This window comes from Flavobacterium sp. YJ01, assembly GCF_029320955.1.
In the GTDB taxonomy this organism is placed as follows: Bacteria; Bacteroidota; Bacteroidia; order Flavobacteriales; family Flavobacteriaceae; genus Flavobacterium.
Map to the genome: position 1 here is coordinate 3,673,702 of NZ_CP119757.1, position 16,942 is coordinate 3,690,643.

Consider the following 16,942-nt stretch of genomic DNA (forward strand, 5'->3'; position numbering starts at 1 on the left):
ATGCAACGCATTAAAATTTAGTTAATCATTAGCTTTGTTTTTTTTATTTTTTTTTGATTTAGAGGTTAGATTTATCTAACCTCTTTTTTTTGTTCTACTTTCTTACTAAATTGAATTAGAAACAAAATGTTATTCTATCTTTGCACAAATTTTTTCTGCAATAAGTTAACAATTATTTAATTGGTTTAATTTTTGAATGTAGACCTTTATACTTTATAATAATTAAGTGAATACAAAATCTTATTTTTTTCAGTCTTTTGCAATTGTTGCGTTAGCGCTTGTTGCTTTTATTGGGTTCAAACAAATCCTTCCAGATAAAATATTTTCAGACAGTAAATTAGATTCTAAAAATATATTAATAGATAGTCTGCTTTTAGAGTCTGTGGCTAAAGATTCACTTGCTTTAGACGATGATAGTATTGCCGAAAGCGAAAGAGAATTAAACAATCAGAAAATTGTTTTTGATCAGACAGAGGGAATCGAATTTCCGGCTGAAACTTTTGAAAATTATAAAGGTTACCAATATCTGATTTCTTTCTATGAGAAATTGTATCAGCTAGAAAAAAATCCTCAGAATAAAGTTCGAATCGCTTATTACGGAGATTCAATGACCGATGGAGATTTAATCGTTCAAGACGTTCGAACCAATTATCAAGGACGTTTTGGAGGAAATGGAGTTGGTTTTGTCCCGATTACTTCAGAATCTGCCGCTTCTAGGGGTTCTGTAAAATCAACTTATTCTAAAAACTGGAAAACACAATCATACTTAAATGTAAAAAGACCAACTAGTCCGTTTGGTGTAAATGGTCATGTATTTTTTGCAAATGATAAATCGAATCCGACTTGGGTTCAGTATGAAGCAGGTCTTAGCAAATATTCTACTTCTTTAGATAATGCCACTTTATTTTACGGTCGCGCATCTAAAACAGGAAAAGTGAATTTTATTATCGGAAAAGATACCATCAAAAAAAGTCTTTCACCAAATAATTTAGTGAATACATTAAAAGTTTCTTCTGGAAATTTAAAAGCATTTAAGGCCAATTTCGTTCAAGCAGATTCTATTCCGATTTACGGATTTAATTTTGATAATGGAGCGGGAGTTCACGTTGACAATTTCTCTCAAAGAGGAAATTCTGGACTTCCTATTTCAATGTTCAATGCCGATGTTATGAGAGCTTTTAATAACAATCTGAAATACGATTTGATTATTCTTCATTACGGAACAAACGTTTTAAATTACGGAACAAAAAATTATTCTTGGTATGAAAAAGGAATGACAAAAACCGTAAATAAAATTAAAGAATCTTTTCCCGGAGTTTCAATCTTAATTGTTTCAACAGCAGACAAATCGACTAAATATGACATGGAAATGAAAACCGATTCTGCCGTGGTTCCTTTAATGAAAGCACAAAAACATTACGCTCTTGAAACTCAAGCAGGATTTGTAAATTTATATACTTTAATGGGAGGCGATGGTTCGATGATAAAATGGGTTGATGAAGCGCCAGCAAAAGCCAATAAAGATTACACGCACTTTAACCAGCGTGGAGCAAAAGCAATCGGGAATTTATTGTACGGACAATTGAATAAAGGATACGAAGAATATAAAGTTCTCAGACAAAAAAGAGATGCTGAAGGGACTAAGCCAAAACCAGTAAAAAGAGCCAAATCCGATTCCGTATCCATAATAAAAGACAGCTTATGATAAATAAAATAATGATTTTCTTTTGTTGTCTTTTTTTTGCAACAAATGAGAAACCTCCAAAAAAAGATGTACATCCAATACCAAAAAGTATGATTCAAAAAGTGGATACAGCAGCGATTGAAGCTCCTTCTGATGGTCAGATTTATAATGCGAAAGTATTAGAAGATTTCTTTAAAAAATTAGAAGAAAATGAAAATCAGAAGAATCAAAAAATAAATATTGTACATATTGGCGATTCTCATATTCAAGGCGACTTGATGACTAATGAAATCAGAAAGAATCTACAGCAAAAATTTGGAAATGCTGGGCGCGGTTTGGTTTTTCCTTATCAATTAGCAAGAACAAATGGATCTTACAACGAGCGTTTCAAATCAAACAGAACTTGGGAAAGTTATAGAAACATTCTTCCTTTTAAAAGCAATCCAGTTGGTTTAAGTGGAATCGGACTTTGGAGAGATTCTGGCGGATTTGTTATAGAAATGAATGTGAAAGATTTAGCGTATAAATTCAATACCATAAAAATTATTACGCCACAGAATCAGAATATGTTTGATTTAGCAGTTTCGTCTAAAATTAATTCGATCCAAACGACGGAACGAAAAGTTATTACACATAAGATTAAAAAAGGCGAAGTTCTTGGAAGCATTGCAGATAAATACAATGTTTCTATTGCGGAGATTAAAAGAGATAATCACTTAAAAGGGAATAATATTCGTGCAGGAAGAACTTTAAAAATTGCGACAAACGAAACAAGAGCAAAAACAGTTTCAATGTCAGAGTTTGTACCTTTAACAATAGAATCAGATTCTTATACTCATTATTACAATTCTAATGATGCTTTAAGCCGAATTTTTCTAATTCCAAATAAAGAAGCTTCTGATTATGAGTTGAACGGAATTGTTTTAGAAAAAGACGCTTCAGGAATTCTATACAGCGGAATTGGAGTAAATGGAGCCAAGTTTTCAGATTATAATAAATATCCGTTATTCTTTGAACAATTAAAAGCATTGCATCCTGATTTGTTGGTTTTTTCGTTGGGAACAAATGAAAGTTACGATCATTTAGATTCAGGAAATTATATTAAGGAGCTTCGAGAGTTTATCAGTAATATAAAAGCACAAAAAATTGATGCGCCCATAATTGTAATGACTCCGCCGCCTTCATTATTGAGAAGAAAACCGAATACTTATATTGATGATTATACGAGACAAATTATCGATACGGCTCAAAAAGACGGTTTTGCCGTTTGGGATTTGTACAATGAATTTGGTGGTATGAGTGGTATCAAACAATTAAAAGTTCAAGGATTAATAGGTCCAGATTGGGTTCATTATTCCAAAAAAGGATATGAGAAACAAGGTAATCTGTTTACTCAGGCGTTTTTAAAAGCATACGATAATTTTAAATTAAAGAATTAAGTTGACAACAATAGATAGCATTAATAATTGGTTCATTCAAAACTTTGGTGCAATTACAATAGAACAAGTTAAAAGTTGGTTCGTTTACAATGAAGACGAAAAACTTTTATTCAATACCGGTTTATTCTTAGGCCTATTTTTGGTTTTCTATTTTGTGTATGGTTTTTTACGCAAAACATTTTATTTGAGATTAACATATGTTATTCTCTTTTCGCTATTCTTTTACTATAAATCAAGCGGAATTTATTTTCTGTTATTACTGCTTTCGTCAGTTGTAGATTATGGTTTGAGCCAGATTATTTATAGAGAAAGCCGTGATAATGTCAAGAAATTATATTTGGTAATCAGTGTTATTTTGAATTTAGCACTTTTGGGTTATTTCAAATACATGAACTTTCTGATTGTGACTTACAATGATATGTTTCATGGTAATTTTGCACTTCATAATGTTTTTCTTCCCGTTGGAATTTCGTTCTATACTTTTCAATCAATGAGTTATATTATTGAGATTTATAGAGAAGAAATCAAACCAACTAAAAATTATATCGAATATTTATTTTTCGTGTCGTTTTTCCCGCAATTAGTTGCTGGACCAATTGTGCGTGCAAAAGATTTTCTACCACAGATTTATCAAAAATTAAACCTTACTAGACAAGATGTAAACAATGCTTTATTCTTAATTATTGGAGGTTTAATAAAGAAAACAGTAATCTCAAATTACATTTCGGTAAACTTTGTAGACCGTGTTTTTGATACGCCTTTGAGTTATACTTCATTCGAAAATTTAATGGCATCTTACGGATATGCAATTCAGATTTATTGCGATTTCTCTGGATATTCAGATATGGCAATCGGTATTGCACTATTACTTGGATTTAAATTGCCAGAAAACTTTAGAACGCCATATAAATCTACTTCGATTACCGATTTCTGGAGAAGATGGCACATTTCACTTTCAACTTGGTTGAAAGACTTTTTATACATTTCTATTGGAGGAAACCGTAGCGGATCTTTCGCAGGATATTTATTCCCAAGTTTATTCTTCTTCGGATTATTGCTTTGGGGAATTTCCAATTTTAATGAAAGTATAATTCCGCTTATTATTGCCGGAAGCAGTATTTTGGTTTTCTGTTTGTCATTCTTACTTTCAAGCAAAATAAAACAAACCTTAGTAACCAACTTCAATTTGTTTACTACAATGCTTTTGGGAGGTTTGTGGCACGGAGCAGGAGCACAGTTTATCGTTTGGGGAGCGCTTCACGGATTAGCTTTGGCTGTTCACAAAATCTTTATGGAATTCTTTCCTTCTAAAAAAGATAAAAGTCCGAATTTCTTGTGGAGATTTTTCTCGATCGTAATTACATTTCATTTTGTAGTTTTTTGTTGGATCTTTTTCCGCGCAAGAGATTTCGAAACAGCTTTGCAGGTAATTAATAATATCGGACAATTAACATTCGAACCAGAACTTTGGAAAACAATTATTCTAGGTTACAAAAATGTATTCGGATTAATGTTATTCGGTTATGTTTGGCATTTTTTACCAGAATCATTCACAAGCGGTATGAAATCTATTTTTGATAAAACTCCTATTTTAGTAAAAGCAATAATTTTAGGATTTGTTTACTGGATAGTTTATGCAACAGCGGTAGCTGGTTCGCAGCCATTTATTTATTTCCAGTTTTAATTCTTGAGGTTCAAAGGAACAAAGTTTCAAAGGCGCAGAGGTTTTTCTTCCTGCGCCTTTTTTGTTTTGCCACAGATTAAAAGGATTAAAAATGATTTTTTCACACAGATTTTGCAGATTATAGCAGGTTTTATTTAAATAATAATCTGTGTAAATCTGCTTAAATCTTTTTAAATCTGCGTGAAAAAAAAACTTTGCGACTCGCGACTTTGCGAGCAAAATTAAATAGCTTGCATTGCGTAAAACTTCGCGTACTTTGCGGTTAAAACCATTCAAATAAAAATTGCCTGAAATATCTAATTAGATTATCTTTGCACTTCAAATAAAGAAAATAGTATGTTTGATAATTTAAGTGATAAGTTAGATAAAGCGTTCCATATATTAAAAGGACACGGTAAAATTACAGAAGTAAACGTTGCCGATACCTTAAAAGAAGTTCGTCGTGCCTTACTTGATGCCGACGTTAACTTTAAAATTGCTAAAGATTTTACCGCTAGAGTAAAAGACAAAGCAATTGGTCAGGACGTATTGACAACCTTACAGCCAGGACAATTATTAGTTAAACTGGTAAAAGATGAGTTGACAGAATTAATGGGTGGGGATGTTGCTGGTGTAAACTTATCAGGAAATCCAACTGTTATTTTGATGTCGGGGCTTCAAGGTTCTGGTAAAACGACTTTCTCAGGAAAATTAGCTAATTTCTTAAAAACAAAGAAAAATAAAAAACCACTTCTTGTAGCGTGTGATATCTACCGTCCTGCGGCGATCAATCAGTTGCATGTTGTGGGAGATCAAATAGGCGTTGAGGTTTACTCAGAACCAGAAAATAAAAATCCTGTAGAAATTGCTCAAAACGCAATCAAACACGCCAAAGCAAATGGATTCAATGTTGTTATCGTCGATACAGCAGGACGTTTGGCAGTAGATCAGGAAATGATGGACGAAATTGCTCGTGTACACAAAGCAATTCAACCACAAGAAACATTGTTCGTTGTCGACTCTATGACAGGACAAGACGCTGTAAATACTGCAAAAGCATTCAACGATATCTTAAACTTTGATGGAGTTATCTTAACGAAATTAGATGGTGATACTCGTGGTGGAGCGGCACTTTCAATCAAATCGATTGTAAACAAACCAATCAAATTTGTTGGTACTGGAGAAAAAATGGAAGCAATTGACGTTTTCTATCCAGAACGTATGGCTGAGCGTATCTTAGGGATGGGAGACGTTGTGTCTCTTGTTGAAAGAGCTCAAGAACAATTTGATGAAGAAGAAGCAAGAAAACTTCAAAAGAAAATTGCTAAAAACGAATTTGGTTTTGACGATTTCTTGACGCAAATTCAGCAAGTAAAGAAAATGGGTAATATGAAAGACTTGGTTGGAATGATACCAGGAGCTTCAAAAGCCATGAAAGATGTTGAAATCGAAGACGACGCTTTCAAACATATCGAAGCAATCATTTATTCGATGACTCCAGCCGAAAGAAGCAAACCAGCTTTAATCGACGTAAAAAGAAAAGCCAGAATTGCAAAAGGTTCGGGAACTAAAGTCGAGCAAGTAAATCAGCTGATGAAACAGTTTGACCAAATGAGCAAGATGATGAAGATGATGCAAGGCCCAGGCGGAAAAAATCTAATGAAAATGATGGGAGGCATGAAAGGGATGCCGGGTGGTATGCCAGGAGGAATGCCAAAATAATAAAATTAAAAGTTTCAAGTTTAAGGTTTCAAGTTAAGAAGCCAAAACTTGAAACTTTTTTAATATAACTAAGATGAGTTTCGTTTTAACTTGAAACTTTAAACCTGAAACAAAAAACAACGAAAAACAAATGCAACTACTAGACGGTAAAAAAACATCTAACGACATTAAAAACGAAATTGCAGTCGAAGTTCAATCTATAAAAGCAGCAGGAGGAAAAGTACCTCATTTAGCAGCGGTTTTAGTAGGTAACAATGGAGCAAGTTTAACTTACGTAGGAAGTAAAGTAAAATCATGTCAGGAAATCGGATTTGATTCAACTTTAGTAAGTCTGCCGGAAACGATTACCGAAGACGAACTGCTTGCTAAAATAAAAGAATTAAACGAAGATGATAATCTTGATGGATATATTGTACAGTTGCCTTTGCCAAAACATATCGATGAACAAAAAATCTTATTAGCAATCGATCCAGACAAAGATGTTGACGGATTTCACCCAACAAACTTTGGAAGAATGGCTTTGGAGATGGAAAGTTTTATTCCAGCAACACCATTCGGAATTATGGAATTGTTAGAGCGTTATAAAGTAGAAACTGCAGGAAAACATACAGTTGTAATTGGAAGAAGTCATATCGTAGGGCGTCCAATGAGTATCTTAATGAGCCGTAAAGGAAATCCAGGAGATTCGACTGTTACATTAACTCATAGTAGAACTAAAGATTTAGCAGAATTCACTAAAAATGCAGATATCATTATTACAGCTTTAGGAGTTCCAGAATTCTTAAAAGCCGATATGGTAAAAGAAGGAGTAACCGTTATCGATGTTGGAATTACGCGTGTAGAAGATGCTTCAAACGCAAAAGGATACGTAATCAAAGGTGATGTTGATTTTGACGGCGTAAGCAAAAAAGCAGCATTCATTACGCCAGTTCCAGGTGGAGTAGGGCCAATGACAATTGCAATGTTATTAAAAAATACACTTTTAGCAAGAAAAATGAGAAGCGCAAGAAATAAATAAAATTGCATCAAAATATATTTATAAAGCCTGTTCGATTGAGCAGGCTTTTTTATTTTTTAACGCATAGAAGCATAGAATTTAATTCTTAAAAAAGAATACAAAAAGAGAAACAAATTTCTTCCACATGGTAATTTTGCTTCTAGCTATGTTTGTTTCAATAAGTGAAACGCCTTTTCTACACATAGAATATCTATGTTTCTATGTGTTTAAAAACCATTTTAATATATTATTAATAGTTTAAACTTTCGGTTCTTAAAAATAAAGGATACTTTTGCACCACTTAAAAAACACTTCTCCAAATGGACGATTATTATTATTCGTTAGTATTAAATTAAGCAGCTTTTGAAATTTCAAAATGCTGCGTTAAAAACCTGTATTTTGAAATGAAAGCCTTTTACACAAACAACAACGGATTGGTAGAAATCCAAAAATGGACTTCAAATTGCTGGATTCATATCGAATCTCCAACAGAATCAGATAAAAATTACTTACTAGAAGAACTTCAACTTCCCGAAGCCTTTTATAATGATATCGAAGATATCGACGAAAGACCTCGTATCGAAATAGAAGATGGCTGGACACTTATCATTATGCGTATTCCAGTTAAAAGTGGCGATATCAAAATTCCTTTTCATACCGTTCCTCTCGGAATCATTTTTAAAGATGATATCTGTGTTACAATTAGTTTTTATAAAACAGAAATAATCAAAGATTTTGTGTCTTATTCACAACGTAAAAACATCGAAATCGAAGATAATTTCAATTTAGTTCTACGATTGCTTTTGTCTTCAAGCGTTTGGTATTTAAAATACCTGAAACAAATCAATCACAAAATAAAACTTGCCGAAGATAACTTAGAGAAATCTATCAAAAATGAAGAATTACAAGCCTTGCTTCAAATCGAAAAATGCTTCGTATTCTTCATTACTTCATTAAAAGCAAATGACGTTTTATTTCAAAGAATTAAAAATCTAAAAGCGCACAAAGCCAATTACGATCCAGAACTATTAGAAGATGTCGAAATCGAATTAAATCAGGCGCAAGACACAGCCAATATTTACAACAACATCTTAACCGGAATGATGGATGCCTACGCTTCTGTAATTTCAAACAATATGAATACAATCATGAAACAGATGACTTCCATTTCAATCATCTTAATGATTCCAACCTTAATCGCAAGTTTGTACGGAATGAACGTGCCGAACGGACTAGAAGAAAGCAAATACGGAATCTGGATTCTGCTTTTAGTTTCCATTATTCTCTCTTCGTTTGGAGTTTTTCTATTCAAAAGAAGAAGATGGTTCTAATTTAAAATTTTACAATTATAAAAGCCTGTTCGTTAAGAATAGGCTTTTTATTTTTTATATACTTTGGGCGTGACCATTTTTACGAAAAGGCGCACCAATTGTTGTGCGTATGTGCGCCTTTTCGTAAAAATGGTCGGGCTATCCGCTCCGCCGCGGCGGATTGCTCCTATCCCTCACGCAACTTTACAGAGAGACCTAATAGGTTTTTAAAACCTGTTAGGTCTTATTTAAATAAAAAAGTGATTTTTTTATTTGCCAATTCAAAATAAATAATAACTTTGTATTGCAAAGTACTTTAATTATGAATCAAAAGCACCAAGAAGATTTAGCACATATTCGTTCCATGATGGAGCGTTCTTCAAGATTTATATCATTAAGCGGACTTTCGGGAGTCTTCGCTGGACTTTCAGCTTTAATTGGTGGAATCTATGTTTATCAATTATTCAAAGCAAATGGAATGGATTATTTGAGCGATGAGCATAAGCTTTACTCAACAAATCTTGTTTCAGAATTAATTTGGATTGGTGTTATAATTCTAATTTGTGCATTTGTATTTGGAACTTTTTTTACGGTTAGAAAAAGCCGAAAATACAATCTCCCAATTTGGACTTCTGCTACGAAGAAAATGTTGTTCAATTTGGCTGTGCCACTTGTAGTTGGAGGAATATTTTGTTTAGCTTTAATGTATCATGGATATTTTGGTTTAGTTGCTCCAGCAACTTTAATATTTTACGGATTAGCAGTTATAAATGCTGAAAAATATACTTTTTCTGATATAAAATATTTAGGCTTTTCTGAACTAATTTTAGGATGTATTTCACTTTTTTATATTGGATATGGATTATTATTTTGGATCTTAGGATTTGGAATTCTGCATATCGTATACGGATTAGTGATGTTCAAAAAATACAAATAACCCAATGGGAATTATTGACAAACTAAATAAAGATTTTGAAAGCCGTGTCAGATTGGGTATTATGTCCGTTCTGATGGTTAACGACTGGGTAGATTTTACCGAGATGAAAACACTTTTAAATATCACCGACGGTAATTTAGCGAGTCATTCCTCTGCTCTTGAGAAATCGGAGTATATCGAGATTAAGAAAGAATTTGTTGGCAAAAAGCCAAAAACATCTTATCAGGTAACACCGCTTGGCCGCGCGGCGTTCAAAGAGCACCTTTCTTATCTTGAAAAATTAATGAAATCGTAAGAACTAAATTTTTTTATCTAAACACTTTGAAACACAAAGTACTTTAAAGTTAAAAACAATGAAAAAACACCAAATTATCTTAGCATGTACAGCAGTTTTTGCACTGCTTTTTTACAATCAGGCTCCTGGAATCAATATTTCTATATTTGGAGTAACGTTAACACTATTAATTAGTTATTTCTTTCAAGAGAAATTTGTAGACCGATCACATTTAGTTCTCGTAATGACTTCTATATTATCTTGTTTTGCTTTTGCTTGGTACGGAGATGCAGCTTCCTTTTTTTCTTTGGCTTTGTCAATTTTACTTTTACAATTCAAAACACAAGATGGAGAACTCAAAACCATACAGGTTTTTCCGTTAATAATTTTAAACGGAATTACATCTCTAGGAAGAGTTTTTATTTTTAGCCAATGGCTTCCAGAAAGAAAAATTCATAATGATTTTGCCAAGAAATTGGTTGCTTTTGTAGTAATTCCGATAATATTTTTAGGATTGTTTTTTATCGTTTATTCTTTCGGAAGCGACCATTTCTCTTCATTATTTACTGATTATACTTTAGATATCGATATTTTTCAATTAATCTTAATCACCATACTTGGGTTTTATATTTCATTTAGCTTTTGGAATTACTGGGTTCCAGACGTTTGTTATCAATACAATTCTAATTTGAATAATAATTTTACAAATGTTTCTGAAGTAAAAAATCAAAACACTTTTACGTTTTTAGATTTGGATTTCGAAAGAAAAAGTGGAGAAATTACGTTGTTTCTGCTAAACATTATGCTTTTGGTTTTTATCGGAACATACAACTACGAACAGTTTTTTGAAGTTGTAGAAAAAGCCAATTTAAGCTCAGATACGCATGAACGTGTAAACGCAGTAATTTTTTCAATTCTGATGGCAGTTGGAGTAATACTCTTTTATTTCAAGGGCGGATTTAATTTTGACGAGAAAGCAAAAACTTTAAAGAATTTGGCTAAAATCTGGCTTGGATTGAATGTTGTTTTAATTATAAGCGCCATTATTAAGAATTCAGAATATGTTTCTTTCTTTGGTTTAACATATAAAAGGCTTGGAGTTTACGCTTTTCTAATTTTGGCAATCATCGGGTTGATCGTTTCATTTCAAAAAATAAGCAAACAAAAAACCAATGCATATTTGTTTAATCAAATGATTTGGTATTTCTACGGAACAATTCTTTTGTGCAGTTATGTCAATTGGGGAAATTTGATCACTAATTACAATATTTCGGTAAACAAAGGAGTGGAGCCAACTTTTTTAAGCGGATTAAATTTTAATGATGAAGCTCGAAGAGAATATTTTCTAAAAAATAATTTAGATGGAAAAGAATCAGAACGTATAAGAGAACAATTAATCTCGTATTATCAAAACGAAAAGTTTTTAGGCAAAGCACTTTACTATGAATTTTTAAGTAAAAAAGACAAATAAAGAAAAATCCCATTCACTAAAACGAATGGGATTTGTTTTATTTATTATCGCCTCTTTTTCTAAATCGAGGATCGTTTTTAGAAATATAAGGAGTTCTTCTACTCGGATTTACGTTTGAATTTCTGTTAGGACTTTCAACTTTGGGAAGACTCGCTTCTTCCGTTTTACTCGAAGGTTCAATTAACTGATTCAATTCTTTTATTTCGACATCAGTTAAATCTCGGTATCTTCCAACTGGAACATCCAAAGAAATATTAATAATTCGGATACGTTTAAGCGCCGTAACTTCGTAACCTAAATATTCCGCCATTCTTCGAATCTGACGGTTTAAACCTTGTGTCAATATGATCTTAAAAGTGTATTTGCTGATTTGCTCAACTTTACATTTTTTAGTAACAGTATCCAAAATCGGAACACCATTTCCCATTCTCTGAATAAAACGATCTGTAATTGGTCTGTCTACAGTAACCGTATATTCTTTTTCGTGATTGTTTCTAGCGCGTAAAATCTTATTTACAATATCGCCATCATTTGTCATGAAAATTAATCCTTCACTGGCTTTATCCAATCTACCAATTGGGAAAATACGTTTTGGATAATTGATGTAGTCTACAATGTTATTTTGAACTTCTAGATTGGTTGTACACTCAATTCCAACTGGTTTATTAAATGCCAGATAAATTGGTTTTTCGTTTTTCTCAACGATTAATTTTCCGTCTATTCGCACTTCATCATTCGGCGAAACTTTGGTCCCCATTTCTGGTACAGCACCGTTTATAGTTACGCGCCCTTCTTCGATAAGTTTATCGGCTTCACGACGAGAACAATAACCAGTTTCTCCTATAAATTTATTAAGACGTTTTAAATTTTCTTCCATACTGCAAAAGTAGGCAAAAAAATGATTTTAGATTTCAGAATTCAGATTTTAGATTTTTGTGAATAAAACTTAGAACCTTAGCAACTTAGAATCTCAGAGGCTTTTCTAAGAATCATGAAAAATCGAACTATCTTCAGGAGTTTCATTTCTTTCAAACATTCCATAATCGCGAACAACCGTTGCAATTCTTAAATGATAATCTTTAAAAACTTCATTTCTGCCTTTTGACTGCGCAGCGCGATGCATTTCTAGATTTCGCCATTGCTGAATACTTTCTTCATCTCTCCAAAAAGATAAAGACAGGATTTTTCCAGGATCAGCTAAACTTTGAAATCTTTCTATCGAAATAAAACCATCAATATGGCTTAATTCGGGTTTCAGGTTTGCAGCGATATCAAGATATTCTTCTTTTTTTCCTTCGTTCGGAATGACTTCAAAAATTACGGCTATCATTTTAATTTTAGATTTTAGTAAAAGCTTAGAACCTTAGCAACTCAGAATCTTAGTATCTTAAAAAGTTACTTTGTGCCTTCAAAAAGAAACTCAATTACTTTATTATACAAGTCGTCATCGTGCATTCCGTGACCTAAACCGCTTGTTTCAATAAATTGGCTATTTTTCCAGTTGCTGGCTATTTTTTTTCCTTCGGCGAAAGCCACAATATTATCTGCCGTATCGTGAGCAATAAAACCAGGAATCGTAAATTGAGATGCAAATTTTTGTCCTGAAAAATCTTCTAATTTAAAGTTGAAACGATTTATAAATTTAGTTTCTAAAAGCGGAAGCATTTTCCTATTCAAACTCAACATTGCGATATAGTTGTCAATCAAAGTTTTTAAATCAGACGGCGCTCCCAAGATAACCATTTTATTAATGCTCGTATTTGGAAATAAGTATTGATGATAAACGCAGGCGGCACCACCAATAGAATGTCCGATAATAATTTCTGGTTGATATTTCTCTACAGCTTTATTGATGAACTCTGCATAAAGCGGAACATTAAATTCTTTCCCGCTGCTTTGTCCATGAGCTGGAGCATCGATAGCAATAATAGTACTTCCTGATTTTTGAAGATGTGGTAAGGTTTTTTTCCAGCGTGCTGCATTGCTTTCCCAGCCGTGAACAAGAAGAATTTTGGTTTCGTTTCCTTTCCAGATATAAGTTTGGAAATGATGTTCGTTATGATGAAATGTTTCCGTTTCTGTATTTCTTAGAATCTTTGGAAGTTCTTCTTTCTTTAATCGGCCAACTCGTGGCTGGCTAAAAAGAGCATAAGAAAGTTCCATGGCTCTTTGCGGACGAACGTAACTTAAAAAGTTTATGTATGATCCAACTGATTTTAAGGTGATGAAACGAATTCCTTTTTTAATTTTCAAAACTTAATTTTTTTTCTAAAGGTAAAAAAAGGTCTGCCACGAATTGCACAAATTTTCACGAATTTTTTATTCACATTATTATAGGCAAAAAATAATTAGTGAAAATTTGTGCAATTCGTGGCGAAAATAAAAGCAAAAAAAAAGTCCCGATTAAATCGGGACTTGTTATTTAGAATTTTGAGAACAATTGTTCCATTTTTTCTTTTTCTTCATCTGCAAGAGCAGTATCAACTAAAATTCTTCCAGAGTGCTCATCAGTAATGATTTTCTTTCTTGAAGCAATTTCAACCTGAGTTTGAGGCGGAATTGTAAAGAAAGATCCAGCAGAAGCTCCTCTTTCGATAGAAACTACAGCTAATCCGTTACGAACACTGCTTCTGATTCTGTTGTAAGCAGCTAATAATCTGTCTTCGATTTGTGCAGCAAACTCAGCAGATTTCTCTGTTAAGAAAGTTTCTTCTTTCTGAGTTTCAGCCATAATAGCATCTAATTCAGATTTTTTATGTTTTAAATGAGAGCTTTTAGCATCAAGTTTTTCTTTCAAGTTAGAAATAACTTCTTTTTTGTGCTCGATTGAAGCTTTCATTTCTTTGATTTGCTTTTCAGCCAATTGAATTTCTAATTCTTGAAATTCAACTTCTTTTGTCAAAGAATTAAATTCTCTGTTGTTACGTACTGATTCTTGTTGTTTTGTGTACTTTTTGATAACCTCTTTATGCTCCTCAATAGCAATTTTCTTTGCTTTGATTTGCTCCTCAATCACTTCAAGTTCACCTTTCAGTTTCTCTGAACGAGTGCTCAAACCTGCAACTTCATCTTCTAAATCTTCAACCTCTAAAGGAAGTTCTCCTCTAACGTTTCTGATTTCGTCAATTCTAGAGTCAATAAGCTGTAAATCATATATTGCTCTTAACTTGTCCTCAACACTTAATTCTTTCGTATTCGTCATATTCTATAAGTACTTAACTGGATTTGTATTTTCTTCCGATAAAATGATTGCAAAATTAAGAATTTTTTTTCGAAGATAATCAACAATATAATTTTTTGTATAACGTTCGCTCTCAAAATGACCAATATCTGCCAAAACTAGCTTGTTTTCAGCTTCATAAAACTGATGATACTTCAAATCGGCAGTCAAAAAAGCATCGGCTCCAGCGTGAATTGCATTTTTTATAGCAAAACTTCCTGAGCCTCCAAGTACAGCTACTTTTTTTATTTTTTTTCCTAAAAAAGCAGAATGACGAATTCCGTCAGCAATCATTTTTTGTTTTACAGAAAGAAGAAAGTCTTTTTCATCCATTTCGTTTTCTAATTCTCCAATCATTCCTAAACCAATATTCTGATGGGAATTTTCGAGATTGTAAATTTCATAAGCGACTTCTTCGTAAATATGATTTGCAAAAAGCGCTTTTAAAATTCGCGATTGCAGGTGTTTTTCAAAAACAACTTCAATTTTAATTTCCTCTCCAGTATGCAATTTTCCTTTTTCTCCAATTACAGGATTACTGTCTTCATTTCCTTGAAAAGTAAAAAAACCTTGTGTGTTGAAACTGCAATTGTCGTAATTACCGATCTTTCCTGCACCAGCTTCAAATAATGCATTTCTAACTTTGTCTGCATTGTCTGGAACAGTAAAAGTGACTAGTTTTTGAATGAAATTATTTTTAGGAACTAATATTTTAGTATTAACTAAACCTAACGTATCGCAGAAAATTTTATTTACGCCTTGCGAATGATTGTCAAGTGCTGTATGAACTGCAAAAATCGCAATGTCGTTTTTAATTGCTTTTAAAATTGCTCGTTCTACGTAATTTTTGCCCGTGATTTTTTTAATTCCAGAAAATAATATAGGATGAAAACAAACTACGAGATTACAATTTTTAGCAATTGCTTCATCAATTACATTTTCTAAAGCATCATGGCAGACTAAAACACCAGTGCTTTCGGTTTCAGAATCTCCAACTAAAAGTCCTACATTGTCAAAATCTTCGGCGTAAGCCAAAGGAGCCATTTCTTCAAGAACTGATATTATATTTTTGATTTTCATTTTTGAGTTTTGTTTCAAGTTTTATTTGTTTCAAGTTTCAGATTTTTGTTCAACGAAAACAATTAGAAGCTTGAAAGCTTAAACAAATTAACGAAAAAAATTTTACTTTCGTAAAATGAACTTACTTCGAAAAATACTTTTTCCCTTCGCTATTTTATACGGATTCATTACTTCAATTCGTAATATTCTTTTTGATAAAGGAATTTTAAAATCAACTTCATTTGATGTTCCTGTAATTGCAGTTGGAAACTTGAGCGTTGGCGGAACTGGAAAAACCCCTCAAATAGAATATTTAATTCGTTTATTGTCGGATAAATTTCAAATTGCCACTTTGAGTCGTGGATATAAAAGAAAATCTGAAGGTTTTGTTTTGGCTGACAAAAATTCTAATGCCGAAATTTTAGGCGATGAACCTTTTCAGTTTTATCAAAAATTTCCATTTGTAATGGTTGCGGTAGATGCCAATCGAACAAACGGAATTAAAAAATTACTTTCGCAACAAATTACGCCAGAAGTTATTCTGCTGGACGATGCTTATCAACATAGAAAAGTAAAAGCTGGATTCTATATTTTATTGACTTCTTACGACGATTTATATGCAGATGATTTTATGCTTCCGACGGGAAACCTGCGCGAAAGCAGGAGTGGAGCAGAACGAGCTAATATTGTTGTAGTTACTAAATGTCCTAAAAATGTATCTGAAGATAAGCAAGCCGAAATTAAATTGAAGCTAAAGCTGAATTATTCTCAACAGGTATTTTTTAGTTTTATAGATTACGATAATGTAATTTATGGAAAAGATGAAAATATTGAAGTTGCCGAAATCAAATCAGAATCGAAACTTCTTTTGGCTGGAATTGCAAAACCAAAACCATTTTTTGATTATTTAAAAAATGAAAATGACGAATGTTTAACTTTTCCAGATCATCATCATTTTTCTGATTCAGATTTAGATGCTATTTTGAATAAAGCAAATGGAAAAAAAATAATTACAACCGAAAAAGATTATGTTCGCTTAAAAGATTCAAAATTGGTTTCTCAGTTGTATTACTTACCGATAAAAAGCACTTTTATAAATGATTCTCAAGTTTTTGACACTACAATTTTAGAGTATGTCAAGAAAAACTTAGAATCTTAGTAACTCA

At 32.5% G+C, this 16,942-nt stretch carries 15 protein-coding genes; 10 read left to right on the plus strand and 5 right to left on the minus strand.

Going from position 1 to position 16,942, the window contains the following annotated elements:
• Positions 1-226 precede the first annotated feature (226 nt).
• The 9 genes from P0R33_RS16130 (at position 227) to P0R33_RS16170 (ending at position 11,497) form a co-directional block, all read left to right on the plus strand.
• Positions 227-1,705, plus strand: a complete 1,479-nt coding sequence (locus P0R33_RS16130) for an SGNH/GDSL hydrolase family protein (RefSeq protein WP_276172216.1) — start codon at positions 227-229, stop codon at positions 1,703-1,705.
• Positions 1,702-3,123, plus strand: a complete 1,422-nt coding sequence (locus P0R33_RS16135) for a GDSL-type esterase/lipase family protein (protein ID WP_276172218.1) — start codon at positions 1,702-1,704, stop codon at positions 3,121-3,123. Before P0R33_RS16130 ends, P0R33_RS16135 begins: the two co-directional genes overlap by 4 nt.
• A 1-nt stretch (position 3,124) precedes the next feature.
• Complete coding sequence (locus tag P0R33_RS16140; protein WP_276172219.1) at positions 3,125-4,807, plus strand: MBOAT family O-acyltransferase; 1,683 nt, start codon at positions 3,125-3,127, stop codon at positions 4,805-4,807.
• Positions 4,808-5,143: 336 nt separating this feature from the next.
• The gene (ffh, locus tag P0R33_RS16145) at positions 5,144-6,508 is read left to right on the plus strand and encodes a signal recognition particle protein (RefSeq protein WP_276172221.1); all 1,365 of its coding nucleotides are present in this window, start codon (positions 5,144-5,146) and stop codon (positions 6,506-6,508) included.
• 130 nt (positions 6,509-6,638) lie between these two features.
• Positions 6,639-7,526 (plus strand): tetrahydrofolate dehydrogenase/cyclohydrolase catalytic domain-containing protein, encoded by an 888-nt coding sequence (locus tag P0R33_RS16150; RefSeq protein WP_276172223.1) that lies wholly within the window; start codon positions 6,639-6,641, stop codon positions 7,524-7,526.
• Between the two features lie 383 nt (positions 7,527-7,909).
• Positions 7,910-8,836, plus strand: a complete 927-nt coding sequence (locus P0R33_RS16155; RefSeq protein ID WP_276172225.1) for a magnesium transporter CorA family protein — start codon at positions 7,910-7,912, stop codon at positions 8,834-8,836.
• A gap of 301 nt (positions 8,837-9,137) precedes the next feature.
• Positions 9,138-9,752 carry a hypothetical protein gene (locus P0R33_RS16160; RefSeq protein ID WP_276172227.1) on the plus strand — a complete coding sequence of 205 codons (615 nt, stop codon included), beginning with the start codon at positions 9,138-9,140 and terminating at the stop codon, positions 9,750-9,752.
• 4 nt (positions 9,753-9,756) lie between these two features.
• Positions 9,757-10,047 carry a transcriptional regulator gene (locus P0R33_RS16165; protein ID WP_008464519.1) on the plus strand — a complete coding sequence of 97 codons (291 nt, stop codon included), beginning with the start codon at positions 9,757-9,759 and terminating at the stop codon, positions 10,045-10,047.
• Positions 10,048-10,105: 58 nt separating this feature from the next.
• A complete protein-coding gene (locus P0R33_RS16170; RefSeq protein ID WP_276172230.1) occupies positions 10,106-11,497 on the plus strand; it encodes a DUF4173 domain-containing protein in 1,392 nt (463 codons plus the stop codon).
• 37 nt (positions 11,498-11,534) lie between these two features.
• Here P0R33_RS16170 and rluF read toward each other — a convergent pair whose 3' ends face one another.
• The 5 genes from rluF to P0R33_RS16195 form a co-directional block, all read right to left on the minus strand.
• Positions 11,535-12,374 carry a 23S rRNA pseudouridine(2604) synthase RluF gene (gene rluF, locus P0R33_RS16175; RefSeq protein WP_276172232.1) on the minus strand — a complete coding sequence of 280 codons (840 nt, stop codon included), beginning with the start codon at positions 12,372-12,374 and terminating at the stop codon, positions 11,535-11,537.
• A 105-nt stretch (positions 12,375-12,479) separates the two neighbouring features.
• Positions 12,480-12,827, minus strand: a complete 348-nt coding sequence (locus P0R33_RS16180; protein WP_276172234.1) for an antibiotic biosynthesis monooxygenase — start codon at positions 12,825-12,827, stop codon at positions 12,480-12,482.
• A gap of 65 nt (positions 12,828-12,892) precedes the next feature.
• A complete protein-coding gene (locus tag P0R33_RS16185; protein ID WP_276172235.1) occupies positions 12,893-13,750 on the minus strand; it encodes an alpha/beta hydrolase in 858 nt (285 codons plus the stop codon).
• Between the two features lie 169 nt (positions 13,751-13,919).
• Entirely contained in the window at positions 13,920-14,699 is a 780-nt protein-coding gene (locus P0R33_RS16190; RefSeq protein WP_276172236.1) for a C4-type zinc ribbon domain-containing protein, read from the minus strand.
• 3 nt (positions 14,700-14,702) lie between these two features.
• On the minus strand, positions 14,703-15,797 hold the full coding sequence (locus P0R33_RS16195; RefSeq protein ID WP_276172237.1) for a Nif3-like dinuclear metal center hexameric protein: 1,095 nt from the start codon (positions 15,795-15,797) through the stop codon (positions 14,703-14,705).
• Between the two features lie 115 nt (positions 15,798-15,912).
• Between P0R33_RS16195 and lpxK the strand changes: the two genes are divergently transcribed.
• Positions 15,913-16,935, plus strand: a complete 1,023-nt coding sequence (lpxK, locus tag P0R33_RS16200; protein WP_276172238.1) for a tetraacyldisaccharide 4'-kinase — start codon at positions 15,913-15,915, stop codon at positions 16,933-16,935.
• The last annotated feature ends 7 nt before the right edge of the window (positions 16,936-16,942 follow it).